This is a genomic window from Sphingomonas aliaeris (assembly GCF_016743815.1).
GTDB classification, from domain to species: domain Bacteria; phylum Pseudomonadota; class Alphaproteobacteria; order Sphingomonadales; family Sphingomonadaceae; genus Sphingomonas; species Sphingomonas aliaeris.
This window is the reverse complement of the sequence record NZ_CP061035.1, coordinates 19,849-45,663: the sequence shown is the minus strand read 5'-3', so window position 1 is coordinate 45,663 and position 25,815 is coordinate 19,849. Positions and strand designations below refer to the sequence as shown.

The 25,815-nt window shown below is 62.8% G+C and carries 21 protein-coding genes; 15 read left to right on the top strand and 6 right to left on the bottom strand.

Annotated elements, in window-relative coordinates:
• Window positions 1-7: 7 nt before the first annotated feature.
• Window positions 8-799 carry an HNH endonuclease gene (locus H5J25_RS00230; protein ID WP_202093707.1) on the top strand — a complete coding sequence of 264 codons (792 nt, stop codon included), beginning with the start codon at window positions 8-10 and terminating at the stop codon, window positions 797-799.
• On the opposite strand, the gene H5J25_RS00225 is transcribed toward H5J25_RS00230, so the two are convergent.
• Window positions 800-2,335, bottom strand: coding sequence for a hypothetical protein (locus H5J25_RS00225; protein WP_202093706.1), 1,536 nt, complete (start codon window positions 2,333-2,335; stop codon window positions 800-802). It abuts the gene before it with no gap.
• The gene (locus H5J25_RS20400; RefSeq protein ID WP_225883241.1) at window positions 2,319-2,876 is read right to left on the bottom strand and encodes a hypothetical protein; all 558 of its coding nucleotides are present in this window, start codon (window positions 2,874-2,876) and stop codon (window positions 2,319-2,321) included. Before H5J25_RS20400 ends, H5J25_RS00225 begins: the two co-directional genes overlap by 17 nt.
• A gap of 411 nt (window positions 2,877-3,287) precedes the next feature.
• Between H5J25_RS20400 and H5J25_RS00215 the strand changes: the two genes are divergently transcribed.
• The 7 genes from H5J25_RS00215 (at window position 3,288) to H5J25_RS00185 (ending at window position 12,172) form a co-directional block, all read left to right on the top strand.
• On the top strand, window positions 3,288-4,499 hold the full coding sequence (locus tag H5J25_RS00215) for a helix-turn-helix domain-containing protein (RefSeq protein ID WP_202093702.1): 1,212 nt from the start codon (window positions 3,288-3,290) through the stop codon (window positions 4,497-4,499).
• On the top strand, window positions 4,499-5,119 hold the full coding sequence (locus H5J25_RS00210; RefSeq protein WP_202093701.1) for an RES family NAD+ phosphorylase: 621 nt from the start codon (window positions 4,499-4,501) through the stop codon (window positions 5,117-5,119). The genes H5J25_RS00215 and H5J25_RS00210 overlap by 1 nt, the downstream gene beginning before the upstream one ends.
• A 594-nt stretch (window positions 5,120-5,713) precedes the next feature.
• Window positions 5,714-7,006 carry a TRM11 family methyltransferase gene (locus H5J25_RS00205; protein WP_202093699.1) on the top strand — a complete coding sequence of 431 codons (1,293 nt, stop codon included), beginning with the start codon at window positions 5,714-5,716 and terminating at the stop codon, window positions 7,004-7,006.
• A complete protein-coding gene (locus H5J25_RS00200; RefSeq protein ID WP_202093697.1) occupies window positions 7,003-9,087 on the top strand; it encodes a sensor histidine kinase in 2,085 nt (694 codons plus the stop codon). The genes H5J25_RS00205 and H5J25_RS00200 overlap by 4 nt, the downstream gene beginning before the upstream one ends.
• Before the next feature lie 51 nt (window positions 9,088-9,138).
• On the top strand, window positions 9,139-9,801 hold the full coding sequence (locus H5J25_RS00195) for a hypothetical protein (RefSeq protein ID WP_202093695.1): 663 nt from the start codon (window positions 9,139-9,141) through the stop codon (window positions 9,799-9,801).
• Window positions 9,798-10,817 carry a ComEC/Rec2 family competence protein gene (locus H5J25_RS00190; protein WP_202093693.1) on the top strand — a complete coding sequence of 340 codons (1,020 nt, stop codon included), beginning with the start codon at window positions 9,798-9,800 and terminating at the stop codon, window positions 10,815-10,817. The genes H5J25_RS00195 and H5J25_RS00190 overlap by 4 nt, the downstream gene beginning before the upstream one ends.
• A 203-nt stretch (window positions 10,818-11,020) precedes the next feature.
• Complete coding sequence (locus tag H5J25_RS00185) at window positions 11,021-12,172, top strand: hypothetical protein (protein ID WP_202093691.1); 1,152 nt, start codon at window positions 11,021-11,023, stop codon at window positions 12,170-12,172.
• 331 nt (window positions 12,173-12,503) lie between these two features.
• On the opposite strand, the gene H5J25_RS00180 is transcribed toward H5J25_RS00185, so the two are convergent.
• The 3 genes from H5J25_RS00180 to H5J25_RS00170 form a co-directional block, all read right to left on the bottom strand.
• On the bottom strand, window positions 12,504-14,285 hold the full coding sequence (locus H5J25_RS00180) for a YbhB/YbcL family Raf kinase inhibitor-like protein (protein ID WP_202093689.1): 1,782 nt from the start codon (window positions 14,283-14,285) through the stop codon (window positions 12,504-12,506).
• A 520-nt stretch (window positions 14,286-14,805) separates the two neighbouring features.
• Entirely contained in the window at window positions 14,806-15,147 is a 342-nt protein-coding gene (locus H5J25_RS00175) for a hypothetical protein (RefSeq protein ID WP_202093687.1), read from the bottom strand.
• 176 nt (window positions 15,148-15,323) lie between these two features.
• Window positions 15,324-15,614, bottom strand: coding sequence for a hypothetical protein (locus H5J25_RS00170; RefSeq protein WP_202093685.1), 291 nt, complete (start codon window positions 15,612-15,614; stop codon window positions 15,324-15,326).
• A gap of 1,511 nt (window positions 15,615-17,125) precedes the next feature.
• Between H5J25_RS00170 and H5J25_RS00165 the strand changes: the two genes are divergently transcribed.
• From H5J25_RS00165 to H5J25_RS00155, 3 genes are read left to right on the top strand one after another with little or no spacing between them, the layout of a single operon-like run.
• Window positions 17,126-17,812, top strand: a complete 687-nt coding sequence (locus H5J25_RS00165) for an ABC transporter ATP-binding protein (protein ID WP_225883240.1) — start codon at window positions 17,126-17,128, stop codon at window positions 17,810-17,812.
• Window positions 17,802-20,330 carry an FtsX-like permease family protein gene (locus H5J25_RS00160; protein ID WP_225883239.1) on the top strand — a complete coding sequence of 843 codons (2,529 nt, stop codon included), beginning with the start codon at window positions 17,802-17,804 and terminating at the stop codon, window positions 20,328-20,330. The genes H5J25_RS00165 and H5J25_RS00160 overlap by 11 nt, the downstream gene beginning before the upstream one ends.
• Window positions 20,330-21,391, top strand: coding sequence for a lipocalin-like domain-containing protein (locus H5J25_RS00155; protein ID WP_202093681.1), 1,062 nt, complete (start codon window positions 20,330-20,332; stop codon window positions 21,389-21,391). Before H5J25_RS00160 ends, H5J25_RS00155 begins: the two co-directional genes overlap by 1 nt.
• A gap of 61 nt (window positions 21,392-21,452) precedes the next feature.
• On the opposite strand, the gene H5J25_RS00150 is transcribed toward H5J25_RS00155, so the two are convergent.
• Window positions 21,453-22,220 carry a hypothetical protein gene (locus H5J25_RS00150; protein WP_202093679.1) on the bottom strand — a complete coding sequence of 256 codons (768 nt, stop codon included), beginning with the start codon at window positions 22,218-22,220 and terminating at the stop codon, window positions 21,453-21,455.
• Window positions 22,221-22,298: 78 nt separating this feature from the next.
• Between H5J25_RS00150 and H5J25_RS00145 the strand changes: the two genes are divergently transcribed.
• The 4 genes from H5J25_RS00145 to H5J25_RS00135 are packed head-to-tail and all read left to right on the top strand — an operon-like array spanning window position 22,299 to window position 25,540.
• Window positions 22,299-23,189 (top strand): fatty acid desaturase family protein, encoded by an 891-nt coding sequence (locus H5J25_RS00145; protein ID WP_202093677.1) that lies wholly within the window; start codon window positions 22,299-22,301, stop codon window positions 23,187-23,189.
• Between the two features lie 25 nt (window positions 23,190-23,214).
• Window positions 23,215-23,652, top strand: a complete 438-nt coding sequence (locus tag H5J25_RS21055; RefSeq protein WP_318781338.1) for an enoyl-CoA hydratase-related protein — start codon at window positions 23,215-23,217, stop codon at window positions 23,650-23,652.
• The gene (locus H5J25_RS21050; RefSeq protein ID WP_263973943.1) at window positions 23,643-24,017 is read left to right on the top strand and encodes an enoyl-CoA hydratase-related protein; all 375 of its coding nucleotides are present in this window, start codon (window positions 23,643-23,645) and stop codon (window positions 24,015-24,017) included. The genes H5J25_RS21055 and H5J25_RS21050 overlap by 10 nt, the downstream gene beginning before the upstream one ends.
• Window positions 24,014-25,540 carry an AMP-binding protein gene (locus H5J25_RS00135; RefSeq protein WP_202093675.1) on the top strand — a complete coding sequence of 509 codons (1,527 nt, stop codon included), beginning with the start codon at window positions 24,014-24,016 and terminating at the stop codon, window positions 25,538-25,540. Before H5J25_RS21050 ends, H5J25_RS00135 begins: the two co-directional genes overlap by 4 nt.
• Window positions 25,541-25,815 lie beyond the last annotated feature (275 nt).

The window sequence follows — 25,815 nt, the reverse complement described above, 5'->3', positions numbered from 1 at the left end:
GAGACGGATGGGGCGCACCGTCAAGCCGAGCAAGGCTGAATTCCTGCGCGCGCATCCCCTGTGCTGCTTTTGCGGCGGCCGGCGTCCTGCCTTCGAACGCGATCATGCCCCGGCGCGGATCGTGTTTCGCGGCAAGCATGGTCCTGACGATTTTGAATTTCCGGCCTGCGCGGAATGCAATCGTGCGGTGGCGCTGAGCGAGCAGGTCACCGCCTTCTACATCCGCAGCATCGATCAGAGCTACGAGCAGCTCGACGAAGCGGAATACGACAAGCTCATTCGAGGGATCGTCAACAATGCGCCCGAGGCCTTGCCCTACCAGGACCGGACCTGCGCGCCCGAACATTATACCCGCTATATTGCGCCCAATGCCGAGGAGCGGACCGTCAGCATCCCCGAGATCGCCAAGCGGCATTTCGAGCTGTTTGGCACGAAGATGCTCTACGCCATGTATTATCGGGTGACCGGCAAACCCGCCTCGTCGAGCCTGCGGCGGATCGTCGTCTGGGCGCAGGCCGGGACCCCAGCGGCCGATCAGGTGCGGTTCAATGCCAGCCAGTGGTTCGACGATCTGCAGGTCGCGCAGCGCCCCAATGTCGATCTCGGTAACCAGTTTCGCTATCAGACCGGCCATAATGCGGCGCATGGATATCTCGGCCTGCACATGTCGTTCGGCGAAGCTTTCGTGTTCTTCTGCGTGCTCGGCCCCGCGCGCGAAATGATCCGGCTGAAACCGAAGCCGGAACTCTACCAGACCATCAAGGTCCTCGGCGACCGCATCAAGGTGCGCAAACCCTGATCAGGCCGGACGGGCCGCTTCGTGGCGATGCCGCAGGATCGTCTCGAACCCGCGCCACCAGGTGTCGAGTTGCCGGCCGAAGGTCTGACGCCTGGCACTACGCAGCAACTCGACAAAGACCGCGTCCGATCCCTCAAGCATGATGTCACGGCGGCCCACGCTCCAGCGCGACCGCGTCTCCGAGGCGCTGATCTCGGTGATGTCGCGGATCGCGCCGGCAAAGCCATAGACCACGGCGTCGGCAGCGGCGTCGTCCGGCTCCCATTCGAAACTGGTCTCGATCCGAAACAGCCAGTCGGGCAGCTGGCGATGGGCATAGGCCATCGATAGGTTGCCGCCGAACGGGCCAAGGTCGTGGTAGTCGTCGCGCAGGGGATCGGACAGTTTTCCATGGAGTCCGACCTCGATACCGCCCCGGCACATCAGGGCGGCGCGCATCGCCAGTACATCGAGAGTGCCGTCGTTTGCCAACTGCTCCATAGTAACGAGATCCTGTTCGGCGAGGCCCGACCAATAAGCGATGACCTCTGCCGGCGCATCGACGGCACCATCACGCAGTCCGCGGACAAGCTCGAGATAGAGACATAGGCGCGCGAACAGCGAGGAGCGTTCCGTCGCAATCGCGGAACTCTTCTCACCGCGCGGCAGGCGCGCGACCGTCCGCCGCAACATCATCAGCATGTCGGTATGCTCGAGGATCTTGGGAAAGAAGCCGAACAGATCCGCGACGGAGATACCGGCGTCGATCGCGGTCTGGGTGGCGAGGATCACGCCCAGCGCGTCGGCCTGGGTTTCCTGAATCTGCTGGCGCCGCATGTGCAGGAACTGGCGCGCGAACTTCGTGGTCTGGATCGAAAACCCGGTCGGCACGCCATCGGTGTCGAACTTCTGGGTGACCTCGGGTTCGAGAAAGCGCTCGAACGGGAGCTTGGGATCCTTGCGGTCGGTGTTGATCGCATCGTGGCGCGCGGCTACCCAGTCGAAGAGAGGCTGCGTGCCCGGATCCTCGCTTGCCTGCGCCAGATGGCCGATCTCATGACCGGTGATGAAGGCGAGGATCAGCCGCGACTTCAGGATCGTCGGGAGCAGTTCGTCGATCGCGACCGGACGCAGGATCCGGGCTTCGGTCTCGTGATGGCAGCAATAGGCCCAAAGGCGATCATTGGCGCGTTCCGCGATCGCGGCGGCCAGCGTGACGTCGCCATCGTCGTAGAATGTCTCCGCCGCGCGGATCATGAATTCGATATAGCTGAAGATCGGATGCTCGAGCCACGCCATTCGGGCGAACAGGAACGAGACGGCATTGGCCTGTTCGACGTCGACGAGAGCGATGTGCGCCCCGTCGTGGTGCATCATTACGCTCGACCATTGCATGGTGCTGATCGGCAGCACATCACAGGCCCGCGCGACCGCATAGTGGCGATGCGCGTTGCGGATGACCGTGCGGATCGCCGCTCGGTCTACTGTGGTCGCGATAAAGGCCTGACGGCGCCCGAGGCGATCCTTGATCGCGCGCCAGCTAGCTCTCGGGATCACCGGGCGGCTTCGTCTTCCGGGCGTCGAAGATCTCCAGGACTTCCTTTATCTTCGATGGCTTGAGATTCTTGATCCTGACCTTCTCGCCATCATGTTCGACTTCGATCTCGCCGCGCGAGGCAACAAGATAGCCGATCGCCGCGGTGAAAATCGGTGCAACCGCCGGCACCACTTCGACGACCCATTGCACCATCGTCGCACCGTCGAAATTCTCGACGTCGATTGGATCGCTGAGATCGACTTGCGGGTCGAGGCCTTCGGCAAGCCGCAAGTCCTTCCACAGTTGGCGGAACTGCGGCGCAGCCGTTGTCGGGATGCTCAAGATCGTCCGCATCGAAGTTTTTCGCCTTTCGTTCAGATCTGGCCTTTGTGTTGCCGGCTCGCCGACCGATGGATCGGGAAGCAATGCTGCGTTTGATATAGGTAGTCCCGGGAAGCATTGCGCGGGCATTTTATCGCGCGTCCCATTTTCAGTGCGGCTGCCATCGGTCTTCTGACTGCGATGATCCCCTCGCCTGAACACTGTCCTCAGGTTGTGCAATTTAGCGAAATTCCTCGGTCAGGGAAAATCTTCCGTCAGCAAAAATCCCGCGGCTTGATCTTGATGCCTTCGGTCGGCTGCCCGGGAATGATACCCGAGCCGGGGCGTAGATCGGGAATATAGATTTCACGAGCGGGGTGCCCCAATGTTCGATCGGCCAGTGGACTGTCCGCGGTGGCTCGGCTGGCGTTCGGGCGATTGATCACCGCAGCGCTCGAGCGCTGGTGTGGCGGCGCTGACCTGCCGACGCTTACGATCCTCGGCGAGCAGCCTGATCGCTAGGGAAATGGCTCGGGTGGGTATGCTTGAAGTCTTGCTGCGGCCGCGCGGTTGACGGCCGGTTGATAAGGGTTGGTTGACAATATCGGAATATCGCCCATATCAACCAGATGTTATCAACCGAGTTCGTCCATGGCCGATCCTGAAATCTCCATCGCCGCCTTGCTCGCCGGGACCGGCAGTCCGACCCGCGTCTTTGCCGGGGGCGGGCCGGGCATTCCGGTCGGCGGGCTGGACGATGCGTCCGAACGGGTGCTGATCACATTGCTGTTGCAGCGCCTGCAGCAGCAAAATGCGCGCGTCCACGGCATAATGGTGCCGCCCGCGATCGGGGCCGGTAGTGACGAATACCGGATGGTGATGGGGCTGCCGGCCCCGTCTAGCGAACCGCATTTCGCCCATTGGTACACGCAAGGCAGCCAAGCGGTCGCGACCCATATGCGGCCGCCCGCCGATGGTCAGAGGGCGCAGGCATATGATTTCGATCTGCTCGACACCTGCCGCAGCGACGTCGCGTCGGTAGCGCGCTTTGCGCAGCGGGTCGATTTCGCGAGCTATCATCTGGCTGCCGCCTATGACGGGTCGGACGATGCGCACAGCTGGCGACCGGCGGCGAAGCGCGGTGTACAGATCGCCAAGGCGTATCGGAGCTATTTCAGCCGGCTCGCCGAAGCGTCGTTCGAGCGCTGGCATACGGTCCGGTCGATCCTGATCCACGACTGGACGCCGACCGCCGAGGCCGAGCCCCTGTGCCGTGCGGCCTATTGGAGTCTGTGCGAGCTCACTCCCGCTGACCAGCAGCTCAAGATCCTGTTCGTGCATGACGCGGACCGCGCCCGCCATGAGTTGGTGCGGCATGTGGATGTGGTGGCCGAGCAACTGGCGCTGACCGCGAGCCTGAGCGAGGATCTGTCCGCCGAAAGCGCAGCTGCCGACAAGGGTACCGATGCGGCGCGGCTTGATGCACTTCAGGAGGCGCTGCTCGGCAAGGCGGGTGCGCGGCTCACACTGACCGAAGCCTCGGAGCGGCTCGGCATCTCGCGCCAGGCCCTTTACAAGAAGATCAAGACCGGCGCCGCTTTGGGGCTAATGATCGGCGACACGTTCGTGGTGCCTGAAGCGCAACTGGTTGCGCGCAAGGACGGAAGTTCCGTGGTCGCGCATCTGCGCGATGTGCTGTCCCTGTTCACCGAGGCGGGCGCCGGCGGCTGGTCGGCGCTGCAATATCTGATCGAGCCCGATCCGGCGCTCGGGGGAGACGTGCCGCTCAATCATCTGAAAGCTGGTGACGCCAAATTGGTCGTTGCGGCCGCGCGTGCCTATCTTTGCTTGGATGCGGGGTGATGGCTTCCCCAGCGCCGGATTTGCCGGATGAGTGTCTGGCCATCCGGCTGGACCCCGGCACCCCGCTTGTGCGGGTCCACCACAAGGATAACGGCCCGGTCTGGTTCGGGCCGGCAAAAGGCGCACTGCCCGGCAGTCGGTTCGATGCGCCGGGCGGCGAGTTCGGGACGCTTTACGTCGCCGACACGCTGAAGGGCGCATTCGTCGAGACCGTGCTGCGCAAGGCCAATCGCATCGTCGCGCGGCCGTTCGTCGAGCAGCGCGCGTTTTCGGTGCTGAGGCCCAAGCGCGAGCTGACCCTGGTGCAGGTTCATGGCGACGGGCTGATCCAGCTTGGGGTGACCAGCGACATTTGCGCGGGTGACGACTATGGGCCGTCACAGGCTTTGGCGCTGGCGCTGCACACCAAATTCCCGCTCGACGGCCTCGCTTATCGGGCGCGGCATAACAATGACGAAATCTGCTTCGCAGTGAATGACCGCGTTGCGGTCGACGATCTCGAAATCGTCGAGACCAGCCTGTTCAGCGATCACCGTTCACTGGTCGATGCATTGCTGCGCCGCCACGGCGCGGCCTGGGATCCGGCGAGCACGCTGCCCGATCTGTCGAAACTGCCCTAAACGGGGGCGGAGTCTCGAACTACGGCTGGTCGCTACCCCGGGTTGCGAGCCAGGACTATACGTCGGGGGAGGCGCAGGCGTCAGCGCGACGCCGCGCCGAACAGCGAGGCCGGATCATCGATCCGTTCGGAAGCTGCACGTCGCGCGGGCTGAGACCGCGGACGTCATGGGTGGTAGGATGATCTCGACCCGGTCATGGACGTTCGACCATTCGCGCTTTGGCTCTTACCCCACCGGTTCCTCTCCGGAAGTGCAGCCCGGCTCGGCTGCGGCAGCAGGAACAAGGCGGGACGCAATATGGGACGGCCAACCCGACGCGCGGTGCCCCGATCGCCACCGGCATCGCGGCGATATGAACCAAGGTCGTATTCAGACGAAGGTGTTCCAAAAACGGCCAGTCCGCAATCGGCCCACTTCCAGCCGTTTACCGCGTAGAACGCGATGATGGCTGCTATTGGGCCGTCAGCTGAAGGTCTAATTTGGAGTGTCCGGCCTCAAAAGCGGCCTCAACGCTCGTTTCCATTGCGCTCACTCGGTGGGTTCGCCAATAGATCCTGACAGGAGGGTGATTTCAACGCACTCGGCATAACGGGGATGATTTTGGCGCCGGACTCGCCTATTGAAGCGACTGATTTTGAACGTCTACTTGCGCGCGCCAATTCGGAAGCGCTGAGTGGGGAGGCGGCTGAGCTCGCGCCAGAAGTCCAGCCGATCTTGAACGGCGTACCTTACAAGGCGTTCCGTCAGTCCGTCAGCCTCGAGGATCGTCGTGAGCTCGGCGCCTTTTTTTCCGGTCCAGAACTCAGTCGCGAGCTAGCTCGAGCGTTACGGACGAGGCTGCCCGAAGGTGGGTTGGTGCTTGATCCGACCTGCGGCATCGGCGATCTTTTGATCGCGTACGCCGAAAAACTGCCGCTCGCAGGGTCGCTGAACGAGACCATCGAGAATTGGGGGCGTCGGCTCGCCGGTATCGATCAGCGAGAAGATTTGGTCGCAATGACGAAGGCGCGACTTGTCGCCCTTGCGCGCTCGCGGGGTAGGTTCACTGCTCCGATTGCGGCGGTGGACGGGCTGTTCCCCGACATAATTGTTGGAGACATGCGACGGGAAACCGAATTGATCGCAAGGGCCGATGGGATCCTATTCAATCCCCCGTTTGGCGGTGTTAGCGACCATGACATCTCCGGGTGGGGTATGGGTAAGCTGAGCGCCGCAGCGATTCTCCTTGACGCAATCTTGGAGGCGCGAGCGCCCGACGTCGTTATTGCCGCGGTCCTCCCCGACGTGCTGCGAAGCGGGTCACGCTACCGGAGATTTCGTGAGCGGATCACGGGGATGGGGGTTTCAGGCGGGTTCCGGTCGCATGGCCGCTTCGACGCGTGGACCGATGTGGACGTGTTCACGACGCTTCTCGCACCGGAGCCGGGACCGCTCTGGGCGTCGCCCCCGTCGTCGAAAAGGAAGGTCGGAGACCGGTTTACCGTTCGCGTCGGCCCGGTGGTCCCTCATCGTCACGAGCAGAAAGGGCAATGGCAGCGCTTCATTTGCGCAAGGACCGTCCCGGCATGGGCGGAAGCGTTCACACCGGGAGCAAGCCGTCGCTTTAAAGGCACCCTCTTCCAGCCGCCGTTTGTAGTCGTTCGGCGAACTTCCAGCCCCAGCGACCGAAAGCGAGCGGTGGGAGCGATCATCGTTGGTGAAAGGCCCGTGGCAGTAGAAAATCATCTGATCGTTCTCATACCTGATGATGGTCGCTACGAGACCTGCAACGAGTTGCTGAGCATCCTGGGCGCCGACGGCACAACGGACTATTTGAACGATCTAATCCGTTGTCGTCATCTTACCACAGGCTCCGTCACTTCTATTCCTTGGTTGACTGCCGGGTGAGCGACGGCTTCCGCTTCTCGCCGGACATCTTGGCACGCCTCGGAGAGGAGCTGGTCCCGGACGCGGACCAAGGGATCGTCGAACTCGCGAAGAACGCCTACGACGCCGACGCGACGAACTGCACCGTCCGGCTTGAGGCGGTGCATTCTGGCCACGGGTCGATCAGTATTTCCGACAATGGAAGCGGCATGTCCGCCGATGCGATCCGCGGCGGTTGGCTCGTTATCGGCCGATCGTCGAAGCAGCAAAAGCCCGCCACGGAAATCTACAAGCGAGTGCCGGCGGGTGATAAAGGCCTGGGTCGCCTTGCCGCGCTTAGGTTGGGCGACCGAGTCGAACTGCGCACTCGCCCACTTGCCGAGCCTGGGGTGGAACACCGGCTGGTGATCGACTGGACAGCGTTCGCCGCTGCCGAGCATGTCGAAGACGTGTCGATTGACGTCGAGACGGTCGATACGGATCTTTCGCACGGTACCGATATTCTCATCCAGCGCGTCTCAGACAAGTTCGGTCGCTCGGCGGTGAACAAGTTGGCGCGCAGCCTTTTGCTCCTGTCGGACCCATTTGGTAACTCAGCTGAGTTTTCGCAGGACAGGCCGGCGCGCGGGCCGGCCGAGGAAGATGAGCCCCCCGCTCGATCTGATCCAGGCTTCAGCGCCCGCCTCGAGACTCCTGAGTTTTCGGACCTCGAAGCAAAGGTTAACAACGCCTATTTCAGCGACGCCCAGTACCGCATTCACGCCGAAGTCGATGCCCAAGCTAAAGTGACGTTCCAGCTACTCGACTGGAAAGGCGGCACCCTTCACGAGATGATCGACAGCGCGGCTTACGATGCGCCGCTGATGACATTTGATCTGTGGGTTTTCATCCTCGACGCACAGTCCTTCTCAACCCGAAGTTCTACGGTCGGTGAGGTGCGTGAATGGCTCACCGAGGTGGGCGGCGTGCATATCTATGAAGACGGCATTCGGGTGCCACCCTATGGGGGCGCGGGCGATGACTGGCTGGAAATGAACCTCCGGCGCGTTCGAAGCCCTGAAGGACGCCCGTCGACCAACACCTCGATCGGCGTGCTGCGCCTTTCAAACGTTGCCGGGATTCTCTCCCAGAAGACCGACCGCAACGGGTACATCGAAAACGAAGCCTTCCAAGAGCTTCGCCGCGTATGCACCGATGCGCTGGAATGGTCCGCCAAAATCCAGATTCGCGAGCGAGACGAGCGGCGCCAGGCGGAAAAGGAAGCAATCGCCCGCTCGACTTCAACCGCTAAGACCAAACTCAACACCGTATTGGACAGGTCGGTCAAAAGTACTGAACGCAGGAAAGTCGAAAAGGCAATCGACCAGTTGGTCAAAGACTCGGGCGTAGAGAACCGGAGCTTGCGCGAGGAATTGCAGCTCTATCGATCCCTCGCCACCGCAGGCATGACATCAGCGGTTCTCATGCACGAGATCGGCCGGCCCCTTAGCATGATCGATAAAGCAATCGATTCCTTGCGGCGCCTTATTCCCACCGAGAAACATGCGGAAGCCGACCAGCGCATTGCGCGTCTGGGGCGAGTAAAACAGCGTCTGAGCTCCTTCATTTCCATCCCCTTGACCCTGCTTGCCAAGCGCAAGCGCCGCTCGGGCCGCGTCGATGTCAATGAATGTCTCACCGAGCTGAAGTCCCTGCTTGAGCCAGTGACTGAGTTTTTCCGGGCAGAGGTCGAGTTGGACCTTGCCGCCGGCTACGCCGTGATCAACGGCAGCGCCGCGCTCATCGACGGAATTTGCCTCAATCTGGTGATGAACGCGCTCAATGCTTTCCAGCGGGTGGGCTATTCACAACCACAACGGATCATTCGTCTGCAAACTCGCCAGGAAGGTGCCCATCTAATCCTTGCAGTTGAAGATAATGCGGGGGGGATCGACGGTGTGGAGATCAGCGAAATTTGGCTGCCCGGTGTCACGACCTCTCAGGATGGAACCGGGTTCGGCCTCACCATCGTACGAGATTCCGTTACCGACCTTGGGGGAGTATCGATGTCGTCGGTAAATCCGAATTCGGGGGCGCCCGCTTCACCGCTCGTTTTCCGGTGATGGGGCTGGTCTGAGATGAACGTTCATCAAATGCTGAGGCCCTCCAGCCGCGTGACCGTCATCGACGACGATGAAGACGGTTGCGAGGAAATCATGGAAATCCTGCGCGACTTCGATTTCGTCCCCTCCACGGTCAACGGCTCCTTCGACGATCGGGTCGGGGACTTGGTTGAGGCGATCGAAGCGCAGGACCCGAATTTCGTCATCTGCGACAACCGACTCCAAGCGCGGCAGATGGCGCAATTCCATGGCGTGGAGGTCGTAAAAGAGCTGGTCGCGCGCCGGCGCCCGGCGATGCTATTAACGATGTACGGCTCGCCCGATCGCCTGATGTTGCGCCGGTCTCGCTTCGATGTGCCTGTCATTGTCCATCGGGACGCGTTTGACCCTGAGCGGATCGGTGAGTATTTCGAGACCTGCTGGCGCGAGATCGTCGACGACCCAGTCGATGCAAGGCGGCCACATCGCTCCCTGATCCGCATCGACAGTGTGACGGAAGGGCCGGTTCGCCAGATTGACGGAGTCGTTCCCGCCTGGCGACCGGACCACGCAGTGCCTATTCCGATCGAGTGCATCGCAGAGGAATTGCGCAACCGCATCACGGCGGGGACTTATTTGCTGGGTGACGTCAACATCGGCACCAAGCATGAGGACGAACTCTTCTTTCACCACGTCAACGAGGTCGCGCCGCCGCCCAGCGAGGGGGTTCGGTGACGAAGGTGATTCTGCTCGACGTCGGCCACGGGAACTGCGCGATCGTCCGAAGCGGCGGCGCGACCGCAGTAATCGATTCCCCGACCGGGGCAATGTTGCTCGACACGCTGCGGGATCTTGAAGTCGAGACTGTGGAAACAGCGATTATCTCGCACGCGGACAAGGACCATATCGCTGGCATCCTGTCGCTGCTAACTAGTGACAACATTCGCGTGGAACGGATCTACGTCAATCCGGACAGCCAGAAGAATACGAGGATTTGGCGTGATTTCCGGGTCGCGGTTGCGGTCGCCGAGCAGAAGGGTAGCTGCAAGGTCGTCACCGGGCTTTCCACGACCATTCCGGGAACTATCGAGGTTGGTGCCGCCCGTATCGCGGTTCTGTGCCCCAGCTCGGCGCTAGCGCTGACCGGCGTAGGCGGAACGACCGCTTCTGGACGCAAAGTGGACGCAAACACATTGTCCGGCGTCCTGCGGATAGACGCGGAGGAGGGCGCGGGCAGCATCCTCATGGCGGCAGACATGGATGAGACCGGCCTCGCGGAAGCGATCGACGCCGAGACTAATTTGGAAGCAGATGTTCTCGTCTTCCCGCATCATGGCGGGCTTCCGGGTACCAGTGACGCCCAAGCGTTCACAACGCGATTATTGACGGCGGTACGGCCGGACACGGTCGTCTTCTCGAACGGGCGCGGACGGCACGACAATCCGCGTCTGGGGGTCGTTGAAACAGTGCGGCATCAGGGGTGCGCAATAGCCTGCACCCAGCTGTCGGAGCGCTGCCATTCCCAGCCGGTGGATGCGCAAGACTTTCTCGAACCCCTTCGTGCCAGCGGGCGAACGAAGGGTTTCAGCTGCGCGGGTTCGATGACCCTGGAGCTTCAGCCCAAGGGCCAGCGAACGCCCGAACATTCGGCGCGGCACCGGTCGTTCATCTCAGAGCACGTCGCCACGCCGATGTGCAGGCATAGGTCCGCCGGCGACGAGACAGACAGTCACCTCGGCCTTCCCCGCTAAATCAGTGCGCCGAAGCTAGCTGAAGAGGTGCTTCCCGACATCGGATTAGCGTGTGAAAAGTGCGGTTGCTACGTAGCGCGAGGCTGCCAACAAAAGGCGGCCGCGGCGCGAAGAGGCCACACCACTCTACTCAGGCCAGGACGGGCATTGCCCGAGCAGTCGCGCCTTTCCTTGCGAGACACGACCTGTTCAAGCGCCAGCTGTTGGAGATAGTCTGCGGCGGCAACAAAGGCGATCGTCGCTACGCCATCGTGCACTATATAAGCGTCATGCCGATCTCGACCGACAATTCCGTCTTCGACAAGAACGGACGCCTTCTCTTCTGCAGCGTCGAACGCTTCGTTCGGGACATCTGCGAAGGCGAACATTGCTTCATCTGCGGCCGTAGTGAGCAGGAGACGCCCTTCAACCGCGAACATATCCTGCCTAATTGGCTGCTGCGCCAGTTCACCCTTCACGCCAAGACGATGACGCTGCCCAATAGGGAGCGGCATGGTTACGGAACGTACACGATCCCGTGCTGCGTCGATTGCAACAGCCGGCTTAGCAGCACCTTTGAGACGCCGGTGAGCGAAGCGTTTGCCAGCGGGTTCGCAGGCGTGGAGGCATTGATCGACCTGGAAGGCACTCACCGCCTATTCCAATGGCTCGCGCTCATCTTTCTCAAGCTCCACCTCAAGGACCGCCGGCTGAAGAAGCATCTCGACCGTCGACTCGGCGACGCGCCGATCTCTGAGACTTATGAGTGGGAGACCTTTCATCATGTCCATTGCCTGGCTCGAGCACATTATACGGAAGCGCTCCTCGGCGATTTCGTGTTTGGCTCCTTCATGCTTGTGCAGTTGGTCCCGGATTCAGAGGATGAGCCGTTCGATGTGGTGTCTGTCACCGACGCATCCTCCTTGTTCCTACGGGCTGGGGACGTTGCACTCTATGCGGTCCTCAACGACGGACAGGCCTGTGTCCGCGCAATCGAGCCGACCCTGGGCCGCATCACGGGACCACTTCACCCAATGCAGGCGCGCGAGCTGGCCGCCGAGCTCGCTGCAGCGAAACTCCACTTGAAGAATCCGCCGCGCTTCAGCACGCTCATGTCGGACGAGGATGGAGCAGATCTTCAGATGATCGCGGATCTCGATCCGGCGGGGCCCCTGTTCCTTGAGAAGGATGCCCCCACGGTCGGCTTCGTAAAGCACTTCGCTTTCCGGCATGTGCTCGACCGGATCGAGGGCCACACACGCGAAGAGGCTGTGGCGCTACTCAAGCAGAACCGGCTGTCGTTCCTGTTCGATGACAATGGCAACTTCATCACCGGCCGGCGGGGCCCTGAATCGGAAGTGACGTCCATCAGCTGACGCTCACCCGTACTTGGCACGATGAATTGAACGGCGGGTTTTGGCGGCACGCGTAGCAACGCTGAACGGCGACAGTGGGGCGCTAAGCTGCCGTGGGTTGCATCATGAACGAAGGTCCGGTTTCGGGAATAGGCCGAGACCGCCTGAGCGTCCGGATGTGGGTCTAAAGAACCGCGTACAAAGCCTTGCGACGGGTCTTAGGTACTCGACAGCCGCAATGCCGCAGCGATGCGGAATGCGAGCAGGAGCCGAACTCCGCCCCCAAGATGCTAGCATCACGCTAGCGAGCTCAGGGGGGGTGGATCACTACGCGGAAAGAAGCCGCCGCAGCTCATTTCGGTTCGGCATACGTGCCGACAAGGTCGCCGCTCCCGATCACGTGCCCTGCCGCGGCCGTGAGCAACTGGTCTCGCGTCGCTCCAAGCGGCAGGTCCAGCTGGCGATCGAGCGCGAGCACCTGAAAGTGATAACGATGTGGCTTGTCGCCTTTCGGCGGGCGTGGGCCGTACCAGCCCACCGTGCCGCGTCCGCTCGCGCCCTGCATGATCCCCTCGAGCGGTCCGCCGCTCAAGCGGTCGCGCTCCTGCAGTCCTTCGGGCAGGCGGGTGGTGCCCGCAGGCACGTTCCAGGCGACCCAGTGGATGACCGGCTTCGACGCGCCGTCCGGGTCTTCAACGAGGATCGCGTAGGAGACGGCATTTGGAACGGCGGACCAGCTCAGCGCGGGCGAGATGCCAAGCCCGTATTCGCTGTACTCCCGCGGGATCGGACCGTTGACAGTGAACGCGGCCGCGGCGACCGTCAGCCCCGCCGGGCTGCTCGCTTGCGTCTCTGGACGTGCAAGAGCCAGCGGTACGTTGGTCCCGCGCGCTGCCTGTTCCAGCATCGGGCCGGGCGGCGGCGCGAGCGGCGCGGCCTGCCCCGTCGCACCGTCATAGGTGATGCGGTAGATCACGCCATTGGCATCGTCCGAGAGCAGGATCGAGCCATCGCGCATGACTGCCACGCCGCAAGGCCGGCCGTATTGGCCCGTGCCGTCGCGGCTCATGAACCCGCTGACGAAGGTCTCGACGCGGGTCGCCTGGCCCTTTGCATCGAAGCGGATGCGCGCCAGCTCGTAGCCCGATGCAGGCTTGCGATTCCAGCTGCCGCGGAGGGCAACGAAGGCATCGCCAGCGACGTCCGGCCCGAAGCCGCCGCCTGGATGAAAGGCCATTTGCATGCCTGCCGAGTGCGCGACGTGCATGAGCACCGGATTGGTAGACGACGCAGCCCATTGCGCAGCCGTGATGCCGCCCGGCGGCTCGTCCTGCGGGTTCCGCTTGCCGTCCTCGAAGACGTACGGCCAGCCGTAGCGCTTGCCGCGCTCGATCCTGTTCACCTCCTCGCGCTGGAGGTCGTTGCCGAGCCAGTCGATGCCCTGATCCCAGCCCCATAGCTCGCCCGTGCGCGGGTGCCATCCGAAGCCGATCGTGTTGCGCAAGCCCGAGGCCCACACCCGCCGCGCCTTGCCGTCGAGGCTCGCCCTGATGAGCGTCGCGTTCTCCTGACTGGACTCGTCGCAGGCGTTACACGTCGAACCCGAGCTAATGTAGAGCATGTTGTCCGGACCGACCGCTAACGTCCGGTTGAGGTGCTGTCCGGCGTCGGGCAGGTCGTCGATCAGCGTTTTCACGGTGCCTATGCCGCCGTCGGGCCGGAGTGGCGCGCGAAACACTTCCTTGGCTGTCATGAAGTAGAGCATTCCGTCGTGGATGGTCAGTCCGTGCAGTCCCGGTCGGTTGACGATGACGGTCGGTGCCCCGTCCGCGCGGCCGTCTCGGTTCGCGTCCACCAGCCTGATGATATCGGCCTCCGACCGTCGGCTTACATAGACCGAGCCGTCCGGCGCTACGGCCATGACGCGCGTGTTGCCCAGGTCGCTCGCCCATACGGCAACACGGTAGCCGCGAGGCAACTTCAGCGAGGCGGCAAAGTCGGCCGCCGGTTTCAATGGCGTGAGTTCGTAAAAGTGGGCCTGGACCGGGCGCTTGTCATTGTCTTCCGGACTGCTCTGCGCGAGCACGGGTGAGCCAACGAAGAGAAGCGCGGAGGCTAAGTGTGCGGCTTTCATTAAATACCATCCCCTTTTGCTGGGGCTACAATGCGCGAGCGGCCTCGTCGGGCGCACGAGTTTGGGCCGCACGATGCGACAAGCAAGTGGCCGCTTTCGCGGTTGATACCCTCGTACCTGCGCGTCAGGCATCGTCGCCTACATTGAGGGTTTGAAGTTCGCACCGCTTCGCTCGGCTACCTGCAAGCTTAAAGCCAGGTCATCGCTAAGCCACTGATTATAAGCACTATTTACCATCCCGACCTTTTCAAAGTGACTGGATTGCGTAACCCCCGGGTGGAAATATCGACCACGGATAAAAAAATGCCCCTCGCCGATGTCCGAGGTAAAGCCCCATGGTTTTGACGCCCCCCTCCCCTTCTGATCGGTCGAGGTCGCGCAATGATGTGATCCCGCAGCATTCCGCTTGTTGCTGACCCTCGGCGCCTGCCGGCTCGCGCTCGATCGATCGACAATCGTCACCATCCGCAATCGGTAGGGATGGCGCGGTCCGGGTCGCGACCGACCTCCCATTGCGGCGTTACTGGAGCGACGGGCGCGACGATCGAGCGCCGTGCGTGCCGGCCCCTTCAACAAGTCGGGACCGGGCTTCGTCCGCCAACACATCGGCACGTGCTGCGTCGAGCAGACGCGACAGGGTGGCGAGCTGCGCGGCATGGAGGCGAAACCCCCTGCCCAGCTCGAGGCGCGAGAGCACGCAAGCGCAGAGCACTAAGGCGAAGCTGGCGAACGGAAGAGCGAGCGGGATAGGCCAGCCGGTCACCCGGCCATCCGCTGGGACGTACACATCCGGCCAGGGGTTGACCGTCGAGCGATCGAGAATTTCGCCAGCATGCCAGCCGAGCTTCGCGAACCCGGCCAAAGTCAGCAGGACCTTATTTGCAACATAGGCCCGGAGCGACCCTGCGAGAGAGGCTCGCGTATTCAGGAACGCCTTCCGCTGCTCGAGCGATACGCCAGGGAGAGCACGGCCGATCCGCAGACTCTTCTCCACGCTCGCAAGAATCTCGCCCTTATTTTCTAGATCTTGATGGTTAGTTAATGGTTCCCCCGCAATTTTTGCCAGGGGGTGGCAATTTCTGCGGGGGTCGCAGGGCTGACCCTAGCAAAATTTGCGGGGGTCGCATGGACCCGCCAGATACCGCCTTTTCCGACCGTTTCGTGTCGTTCGGCATAGCCGTCCGCCTGGAACGAGGCGACGTGAGCGGACAGCAACCGGCGCGAGATCGAGCGCTTCGTCTGCATGTCCAGCTTGCCACGTTCCGACTTCAGCGCGATCCAGGTGAGACCATCGTCATTCGCGGCATCGGCGAACGCGAGCAGAACCATCTTCTTCGCGCAGGGCTCAATTGTTAGCGGCCAAATTTGACCCAACAGCTGAAAGCTCACGACGACAAACGCCGCTTACAGCCCAAGCTGAGCGGATCGTTCCAATCAAGTCCAATCACGGCCGCCGCTCCACGACCTGCAATCCGAGGCGTTCAAATTCCTCAATGTCAGTAACACGATACAGAACCCGACCGCCCGCACGGACCCAACTCGGCCCCCGTTTTTCATACCGCCAGCGTTCGAGCGTCCGCCCGCTGAGATGCCACCGCTGCGCCAATTCGTGCTGATTTAAAAACATTCTTATCGTCCCAGCTATCAATGCTGGAGACGTCAAATACGCGCAAATGCACCTGCGTCTACAAGCTAGGGGCATGGTCTATGCCCATTTTTTTGGGTGTTCAGGTACCTCACCCCGCGGATTGCAGCACAACGCGTCAGAGGCGTTTTGAGCCGGGGTATCGGAGACCGGCAATGCGTTTCAGATCCCTCAAACCTCCCGTCCGCGCGGTGCGTGGCCCAAATCGAGCTATTCCATCACAATTAACGGTGCAACGGATAGAAACAGCGCTCTCTGCGGCGCCGCCGGCCGACTGATGCGGGTCGACAAAATCGTAGCTCAAGCTTTTTTGATAATTTCAATGCTACCTGGCTCGATCAGAGGGTCCTACCGCTTACAATCAGGTCAAAATTGCCGATGAGCCGCGAGGGCGAGTTCGCCGCCCCACAAAAAAAATTTTCACGATGGGCTGCTTAAGCGGCTTTCAGTTCTCAATTCACTCTAGATTTCTCGCTAAACCGCGCGCATTTCCGGCGACTCGACTCGCTACTGATTGGTGGGATCCGACATTGTTGTTACCTCGTCGGTCGACGCCGCGAAGTTGATTGCTGCAACGCGGCGATAGGTGATGCGTCGCGATCCGCATCGCGTCGCTTCTTCATAGGCCTAAATGTTGGCCAGTGCGTACCGGATCGCACCGCGTACGTTGCCGCCGAAGCGGTGAAAACTTTGGTCCGATCTAACACCAACGCCAACCCTCAAGCGTCCGCTCGTTAACCCGAAGCCGAGCAGCAACCTCGCGCTGGTTCAGGTAAATGTAATAAGTTTTCGCCATCTTGTCCGTGCAATATGGCATTTCCTAATACACACGGATTTGCCTAGATCCACAACGGTCTCTGCAGCGCCTGGTCGATGTTATTCCCACCGATTGATCCTTAATCATGAAATGATACGCAGCGGTTTTTTTATTTTCTTTTTAAACTAAATTGCCCTTTCCATATATACCCGCAAACTTATTTTCAAAGATTGTGCAGAACTACGACTTCTCTTGATTCCGCCGCGCAAACCACTCTGTCTCCCCCGTGTGCAGCTTGGACGGGCTGCCGGATTCGGGTTGCTGCTTCGCTATTTGCTCTTAGTTTGTACTGGCTCGTGATCTTCAAGCTACGTATTAAGAGACCCGCCGAAAGCGGGGAGCATTGCGGCACCGCCTTACGTGCCCCACCTGAGGTACGTGAACGGAAACCCGATCCTCCTCGACGTCCACGCGCTCGGCAAGTCGGTGCCAGGTCCGCGCCGGTTGTTTCGATCGCTCAACCTTCAGGTCGGTGCTGGCGAGCTGATCGCGATCATCGGCGACTCAGGCGTTGGAAAATCCACGCTCCTCAACATCCTCGCCGGGCTCGATGATGCCGATGAGGGCAGTGTCGCAATCAACGGCACGGTGCTCGGCGCGCTAGACGACGCCGCGCGGACACGATTGCGGCGGGAGCGGATCGGGTTCGTTTTCCAGGCTTTTCATATCCTGCCCTATCTCACGCTCCGCCAGAACGTCGCGCTGCCGCTTGCTCTGGTGTCTCCGGACGCCGCCGCCGCAGATACGCGCGCGACGGCGATGCTGGAGGCCGTCGGCCTCGGGGATCGCGGGGACGGCTATGCGCGGGACTTGTCGGGCGGCGAGCTGCAGCGGGTCGCCATCGCGCGTGCTCTGGTCCACCGGCCCGCGCTCATCCTTGCGGACGAACCGACCGGCAATCTCGATCCCGAGACCGCCGCCCGCGTGCTCAAGCTGTTCGCCGAAGCTGTCCGGGAGAACGGTGCGGCGGGCGTGATGGTGACGCATTCCGACGCAAGTGCGGCCGTCGCCGACCGGGTGCTGACGCTGAGTGCGGATGGGTTGGCGGAGCGGCGTGGCCGCTGATCCCGGTCTCTTGTCGGCCCGGCTCGCGCTTGGCTGGCTGATCGGCGGTGAGTGGCGGTTCCACCCTGCCCGCTTCCTGACCACCGCGGTGGCGATCGCAGTCGGCGTCGCGCTCGGGTTCGCGGTGCATCTGGTCAACGGCTCCGCCCTCGCCTCGTTCGACGGCGCGGTGCGCGGGGTGAATGGCGCCGCCGAACTGTCGGTGCGCGCGACGAGCCCGCTCGGGATCGACGAACGGATTTACCCGCGGGTGGCGCGCGCCGCCGGGGTCGCGGATGCCAGCCCGGTGGTTCGGATGGACGCCCGGATCGGAACCGCCCGACTGACTCTTCTCGGGATCGACGTGATCCGTGCAGGCGTGGTGACGCCCTCGCTGGTCGGACTCCCTCCACGCGGACCAGACACGGGCAACGATGCGGTGTTCGACGAAGCCTCGCTCTTTCTTTCACGCGCCGCGCTGTCGACGGTCGGCGCTACCGTCGGCGATCGTCTGACGGTGACCGCGAACGGCCGCGCGGTGCAGCTCCGCATAGCAGGGACGTTGCCGGCCGCCGACGCCGATGCCGCGATCGGCGTGATGGATATCGCCGCCGCGCAGTGGCGCTTCGGTCGGCTGGGCAGGATCGACCGGATCGACCTGACGCTGTCGGACCGTCAGGCGGCGGAGGCGGACCTTGCCCGCTTGCTTCCTGCGGATGCGATCCTGTCGACGGCGGAAGCGCGCGGTGCGCAAGGATCGGCGCTGTCGCGCGCGTACCGCGTCAACCTGGACATGCTGGCGCTCGTGGCGCTGCTGACCGGCGGTTTCCTGGTTTATTCGACGCAGTCGCTGTCTGTCGCACGGCGGCAGCGCGCGTTCGCGCTGCTCCGCACGCTCGGGATGCCGCGTGGCGGCGTTATCGCGGCGGTGGTCGTCGAGGGCATGGTCATCGGGATCGTCGGCGCGCTCGCGGGTCTTGCCGTCGGATACGGGCTTGCCTGGGGAGCGCTGCACTGGTTCGGCGGCGACCTGGGCGCCGGATATTTCGGCGGAACGGCGCCGCGGGTGATCTTCCAGCCTGCCGCCGCAGCCGGTTTCTTCGGCCTAGGGCTACTTGCGGCCGTCCTTGGCAGCGCGATTCCGGCGCGCGCCGCCGCGCGCGCAGCACCGGCGGCGGCGCTCAAGAATTCTGGAGACGTGCTCGACCCGCGTCGTCCTGTCGCCTGGTGGCCGGGCGCCGTGCTGCTGATCGCCGGCGGAGCGGCGGCGCTGTTGCCGGCGGTGAGCGGACTCCCGCTGTTCGGCTTCACGGGCATGGCGTTGATGCTGGCCGGCGGGGTCGCTGGCGTGCCGTGGTTCGCGCGGACGCTGATGGCGCCGCTTGCCCGGCGAAGTTGGAGCAGCGTGCCCGTGCAACTCGCCATCCGGCACCTCCATGGTGCGCCCGGCGAGGCCGCGACTGCGCTGTGCGGCATCGTCGCCTCGACGGCGCTGATGATCGCCATGGCAACGATGGTGACCAGCTTTCGGGGAGCGGTCGACACCTGGCTCGGACAGGTGCTCGGCGCCGATCTGTACCTTCGCGCCAACGCCGGTGCCAGTTTCGATCCCGCCACCCGCGCCCGCCTTTCCGCAACACCCGGCGTCGCGCACCTCGCGTTCAGCCGGCAATTGCCTTTGACCATCGCCGCCGACCGACCGCCGATCAGCCTTATCGCCCGGCCAGAGCGCGGCGGTCGCGACCCGTTATTGCTCCTTATCGACCGCGCGCCGCCGCTGCCCGCCAGCGCGCTGCTGGTCTGGGTGTCGGAGCCGACGCAGCGCCTGTATGGCTGGGATCCGGGCGAGACGATCACGCTGCCGATCGCCGGCCGGACCCGTTTCACGGTGGCCGGCATATGGCGCGATTATGGTCGCCAGGCGGGCGCGGTGCTCGTCGACGAGGCGGATTATCAGCGACTGACCGGCGACGACGGGCGCGACGAAGTCTCGGCCATGCTCCGACCGGGAAGCGATGCGGTCGCGATCGGGGAGGCGATGGTCGCCCGCCTGCCTGCGTCGCTCCGGGGCCAGGTGGAGGTGACGCAGCCGGCGACGCTGCGGCGATTGGCGCTCACGTTGTTCGACCGGAGCTTTGCGGTGACCTATCTGCTCGAAGCAGTGGCGATCCTCGTTGGGCTGGCGGGGGTGGCGGCGACGATGTCCGCGCAGACGATCGCGCGGGAACGCGAATTCGGCATGCTGCGGCATCTGGGGCTGACCCGAAGGCAATTGAGCGCGATGCTCGCCACCGAGGGCGCGATGGTCGGGCTGACCGGCGCGCTTGCCGGGATCGGGCTCGGCCTGCTGCTGGCGCAGGTGCTGATCCACGTCATCAATCCGCAATCGTTCAACTGGACGATGACGACGTTGGTACCGATTGGGACGCTGCTGGGGGTCGCGGCGGCGCTGAACGGCGCGGCGGCGGTTACGGCGGTTCTGGCAGGCCGCCGCGCCACCGCAAGAGATGCCGTGCAATCGGTGCGGGAGGATTGGTGATGCGCGGGTTCGTGATCCTCTTGCTCGCAGGCGTCGCGGCCGCGGCCCCCGCCGCCACCCCTTACCCCGTGGTTCGGCCCGGCATCACGCTCGCGTTCCCGGCGGATCACGGTGCGCATCCAGCGTTCCGCACCGAATGGTGGTACGTCACCGGCTGGCTCAAGACAGATGCGGGCGAGGACCTTGGTTTTCAGGTGACTTTCTTCCGCACGCGTCCGCCCGTCGACGCAAACAATCCCAGCCGGTTCGCCGCAAAACAGGTACTGTTCGCGCATGCCGCTTTGTCCGACCCGGCCACCGGTCGCCTACTCCACGGCGAGCGCGCCGCACGCGAGGGGTTCGGGCTGGCTGGCGCACGCACCGGCGACGCCGATATCGCGATCCGCGACTGGCGGCTTCGCCGCACCCCCGACGGCCACTGGGCAACGCGCCTTGGCGCCGAAGGGTTCGGGCTGGCGCTCGACTTCCGCCCCACGCAGCCGCCGCTGCCGCAGGGGCTGGGCGGCTATAGCCGCAAGGGACCGACGCCAGAGCAGGCGAGCTACTATTACTCGATCCCGCATCTGCGGGTCTCAGGCAAGGTCCGACGCGGCAACCGCACCGTGACGGTCACCGGCGAGGCGTGGCTCGATCGCGAATGGTCGTCCGATTACCTCGCACCCGAGGCGCAGGGTTGGGACTGGACCGGGCTCAATTTCGACGACGGCTCCGCCCTGATGGCGTTCAGGATCCGGCGGAAGGGCGGCGGTACCTTATGGGCCGGCGGCGCGCTCCGCCGACCGAATGGCGTGACGACCGCGCTCGGGCCGCGCGACGTCGCGTTCCGGCCGCTGGCGACGTGGCGAAGCGGGGTGACCGGCGCTACCTACCCGGTATCGCAGGAAGTTAGCATCCGGACCGGTGGCCGTGTCGTGCGGTGGCGCCTGACTCCGATGTTTGCCGCGCAGGAACTGGATGCGCGCCGCAGTGGCCTGCCGGTCTATTGGGAGGGTGCGGTGCGGACGCGTGGCGGACGCGGCTATCTCGAACTTACCGGCTACGACCGTGCGCTGAAAATGTAGCGGCGCGCCCATGAGAGATGGTCGACGCGATCCTTGTCTTCTGCACTATCGCGTAGCCCGCTCATTTCACCTTGCTCCAATGGCGCAGTGCCATCGCGTTATAGCCGATCATCGTGTCCACGAGGGTTCGGCGCAGGTCGGTATCGACCAGTTCGGCTGGTAATAAAGGATCGGAATTGATCGCGCGGATGACCGATTGCCCGAGCAGGAAGGTTTCGCGCGCGGCTTCGGTGACCGACATCTCAACCGTCCTGAGTTCGCTCGCTTCCATTTCGTCGATCCAGAACCGATAACTCTCCTCGAGCGACCCGCGCGACCACAAAGTGCGAAAGCGGGCGTCGTCGAAGGGTTGTGCGATGCAGCCGCCGAGTATCGTGGCTCCGGCGTCGAGCCCAAGCCCCTCGAGTTCGCCGGCCAGTACGGATGTTTCACGACTGAGGTTGTCGGGTCGCACCCACGCGCCGGCACCTGCCTCTGCAAAACCGGTCAGCCGCAACGATCGCTCGCCCGCCTGCAATCGGGGCCGGTTGATGCGCCCCAGATGATGCGTCAGCACCACGATCCACGCGCCGTCCCACTGCCGTACGCCATCCTCGACCGACAGCCATTTGCGCGCCTTCACATGCAATGCCGCTGCTTTGGGACCAAGCGAGTAGAGCCCCCTTTCGGTCTGATCAGCAAGTCCGTCGCGGACCAGCCGCCCGAGCGCGACACGGACCGCCGATGGTTCGATATCGAAGATGCGCGCACGATCGATCAGCGTGCCAGCACGCAGCGGCGCAGGCGCGGCTGTCGATAGGAACCACAGGGCGAGCGACTTAGGCGTCACTGGCGCACGCCAATCATATAACATTTTTTGACTCATAATGCGTTTTGTCGTTACTATCGCGTCAGGAGGATCGTCGGAATGAAGATAACGGATTATCTCGCAAGAGACGAACTTGCCTTGCTGACGCGACGATCGGACATGCTTGCGTGGTGGGCCTTTGCCGTAAACTGGGGCCTGATCGCCGGCGCGTTCGCCACTGCGATCGCCTGGCCGAACCCCGTGACGATCGTGGCCGCGATCCTGATCATCGCCGCGCGACAGCTCGGCCTCGGCATCCTGGTTCATGATTGCGCGCACCATGCCCTGTTCGCCGAACGGCGCACGAATGAGCGTGTGGGGCAATGGTTCGCCGGGACGCCGATCAATCTGTCTTTGTCTGAATATCGAAGGTACCATTTGGCCCACCATCGTCATGCCGGAACCAGCGATGATCCAGACTTGGGCTTCGTCGCCGGTTATCCGATCCCGCCCGAGGCGTTACGGCGCAAGCTGATGCGCGACGTTACCGGCCGTACTGGCTTTCGTGACCTCACCCGCTCCCTCTCGAACTTCAAAGTCGCCGAGCAATGGCCATGGGTCGCGTTTCACCTTGGCTTGTTCGGAGTGCTCGCATCGGCCGGCGGCTGGTGGGCGTACGGGATGTGGTGGATCGCGCAGATCTTCGCCTATCCGGTCATCGTCCGCCTCCGCCAGATCGGGGAACATGGCGTCGTTGTCGATCGAGGTAATGCGGATCCGCGTTTGAACACCGCAACTACGTTGGTATCCTGGTGGGAGCGGCTGCTGGTCGCGCCGAACCACGTCAATTATCATGTCGAACATCATCTGGCGGCGGGCGTCCCACCTTATCGCCTCGCGGGGATGCATCGGCTTCTGAAATCCCGCGGTTTCTATGAGGGGTTCGATTCCCTCTCGCATGGCTATGCGGACGTTATCCGCCGAGCGACCCGTCGAGCCGAAAGCCAATAAGTCCATACAATAACTGGAGCACGAGATGACCGATCGGGCAGATAGTGGTGGGAGCGTACGGGTCGAGTACAACGGGCCAGTCACCACTATCGTTATGTCGAGACCCCGGCAGCGCAACGCGGTAGACCGGGAAATGGCTGATGGCCTGCGCTCCGCTTTGCTCGCGTTCGAAGCGGACGAGGCGCAGCGCGTCGCGATACTCTGGGGCGAACATGGCACCTTTTGCGCCGGGGCGGACCTTTCGGCGGTCGAAGACCCGGATCGGTCGCTCACGCTCGATCTCGCAGGCGGTGGAACCGGTCCGATGGGTCCGACGAGGATTGCCCTGTCCAAGCCGCTGATCGCCGCGGTTGCAGGTCATGCCGTGGCGGGCGGGCTGGAACTGGCGCTACTTGCAGATCTTCGCGTGGCGGAAGAAAGCGCGACGTTCGGTGTATTCTGCCGGCGCTGGGGGTGCCGCTGATCGATGGCGGAACCGTCCGCCTGCCGCGCATCGTGGGCCAGGGCCGCGCCCTCGACATGATACTCACCGGCCGGCCGGTCGGCGCACAAGAGGCACTGTCCTTTGGGCTCGTAAACCGGATCGTTCCCGATGGCAGCGCGCGAGGCGCAGCCGAACATCTCGCTGCGCAAATTGCCGCGTTCCCACAGCAATGTATGCTCGCCGACCGCAACTCGATGTTCGCACAGTGGAGCCTGCCGCTCGACGAAGCGCTGAAGAACGAGGGAGCTTTAGGTGTGCCAATCGTCCAGGCAGAAGGTAAGGCGGGGGCGCGCCGCTTTACCGCGGGAGCCGGCCGTCACGGTGTGTTCGAGGACAGACGATGATCGCCAATGCGCCCACATATCGCGAGCTTATCGAACGCGGCGCCCGCGCCCATGCGGATCGCATCGCGATGATCGTAGACGGGCAAAGCTTCACGTTCACCGAAATCGACCATCGGGCGAACCGGCTTGCTCAGGCACTCGTTCGTTCGGGTACGGCCAAAGGCACGCGCGTGGCGGTCTTGCTAGACAATGGGCCTGACACGATCCCGATCGATTTCGCATTCGCCAAAGCGGGACTCAACAAAGTGCCCCTGAACGCGCGCCTGTCACGTGAGGAACATGTGCGAATGGTGATGGAGGCGCGGTGCGATTTCCTGCTCTTTGGCGCAAGTCTCGCCGGACGCGCGATGGACTTGATCGCCGCAATACCAGGGTTGTCGCCGCTCGCTCTTGGCGGGACTTCAACGAAAGGACACGATATCGGCGCAATGGCAGATACGCAGGATCCGGTGCCGCCACTGGTCGCGATCGATCATGATGACATCGTATTGACGCTGTATACTTCTGGTACGACCGGCGTGCTCAAAGCCGCTCAACATACCCAGGCTAGCTATGCGGCGATCTGCCGGAACGTGCTGCTAAACCTGTTTCCGATCCAGTCGGATGATCGAATGCTACACGCGGCATCGTTGATCCATGCGAGCGGCACGTTCGTCCTACCCTTCTGGCTGCGGGGTGCTTGCAGCGTCGTGCTGCCGGCGTTCGCACTCGACACCTACCTCGCAGCTATCCAAGACCACCGGGTAACCGCGATCAACCTGGTGCCCACCATGATGCAGATGCTGCTGGATCATTCCGCGCTCAATGTCGCCGATATCTCATCCTTGCGTCACATAATCTACGGCGCATCCCCTATGCCACGCCCCTTGCTGGAGCGGGCGATCGACCAGTTAGGACAGAAGCGATTTTGGCAATATTACGGCCAGACGGAGGCTCCGTTATGCATCACCGTTTTGCGTCCAGAGGATCACACGCCAGAGCGATTAAGTTCTTGCGGGCGCCCTTCGGTGGACGTTGATCTCCGATTGCTAGACGAGAATGGCCAAGATGCGGGGAACGGACCAGGTGAAGTAACGGTCCGCATGGCTTCCTCCGCCGCGGGATATCTCAACGCCTGTAACCTGTCTGCGCAGACTTTCGCCGATGGTTGGGTCCACACACGCGACGTGGGTCGGATCGATCGAGACGGATACCTGCATCTGCTCGATCGGACGTCTGATATGATTATCACCGGAGGCTACAACGTGTATCCGCGCGAAGTGGAGGATGCATTGCTGTCGCATCCGGCGGTGCTCGAAGCAGCGGTGGTAGGGATGCCAGACGTGAAGTGGGTAGAAGCGATCGTCGCCTTCGTCGTGGTACGTGGTGGGCAAGAAATAGACGAGGCCTCGTTGGTGGCGCATGTCGCCACGCAGATCGCCTCGTACAAGAAGCCAAATCGTATAGTTTTTATTGCCGGGCTCCCCAAAACGGCGATTGGCAAGATGGACCGCAAGGCACTCCGGCGCCGCGCTTACAACTGAACCCGTAAGGCGACCCGACGAAGTGCAGGATAAGAGTTGTTCGTCCGCCGACGCAGCAGGTCTGGCACGACAGATCCCGGAAGTACGCTTTTGCCTTCTTAAAATTTGCGGTCATCTTTCGACGATGGAGCGTACAGGAAAGGTGACGAACCTCAGACGCAAGTGTTCGTTGCAAGTTAGCTGAATGACCCACAAGACGACATTCAGCTGTCGTTTCGCGCTCTCCAACTTCAGACGTCTATTCATGTTCGCCCGACGCATCGACAAGCGATTGC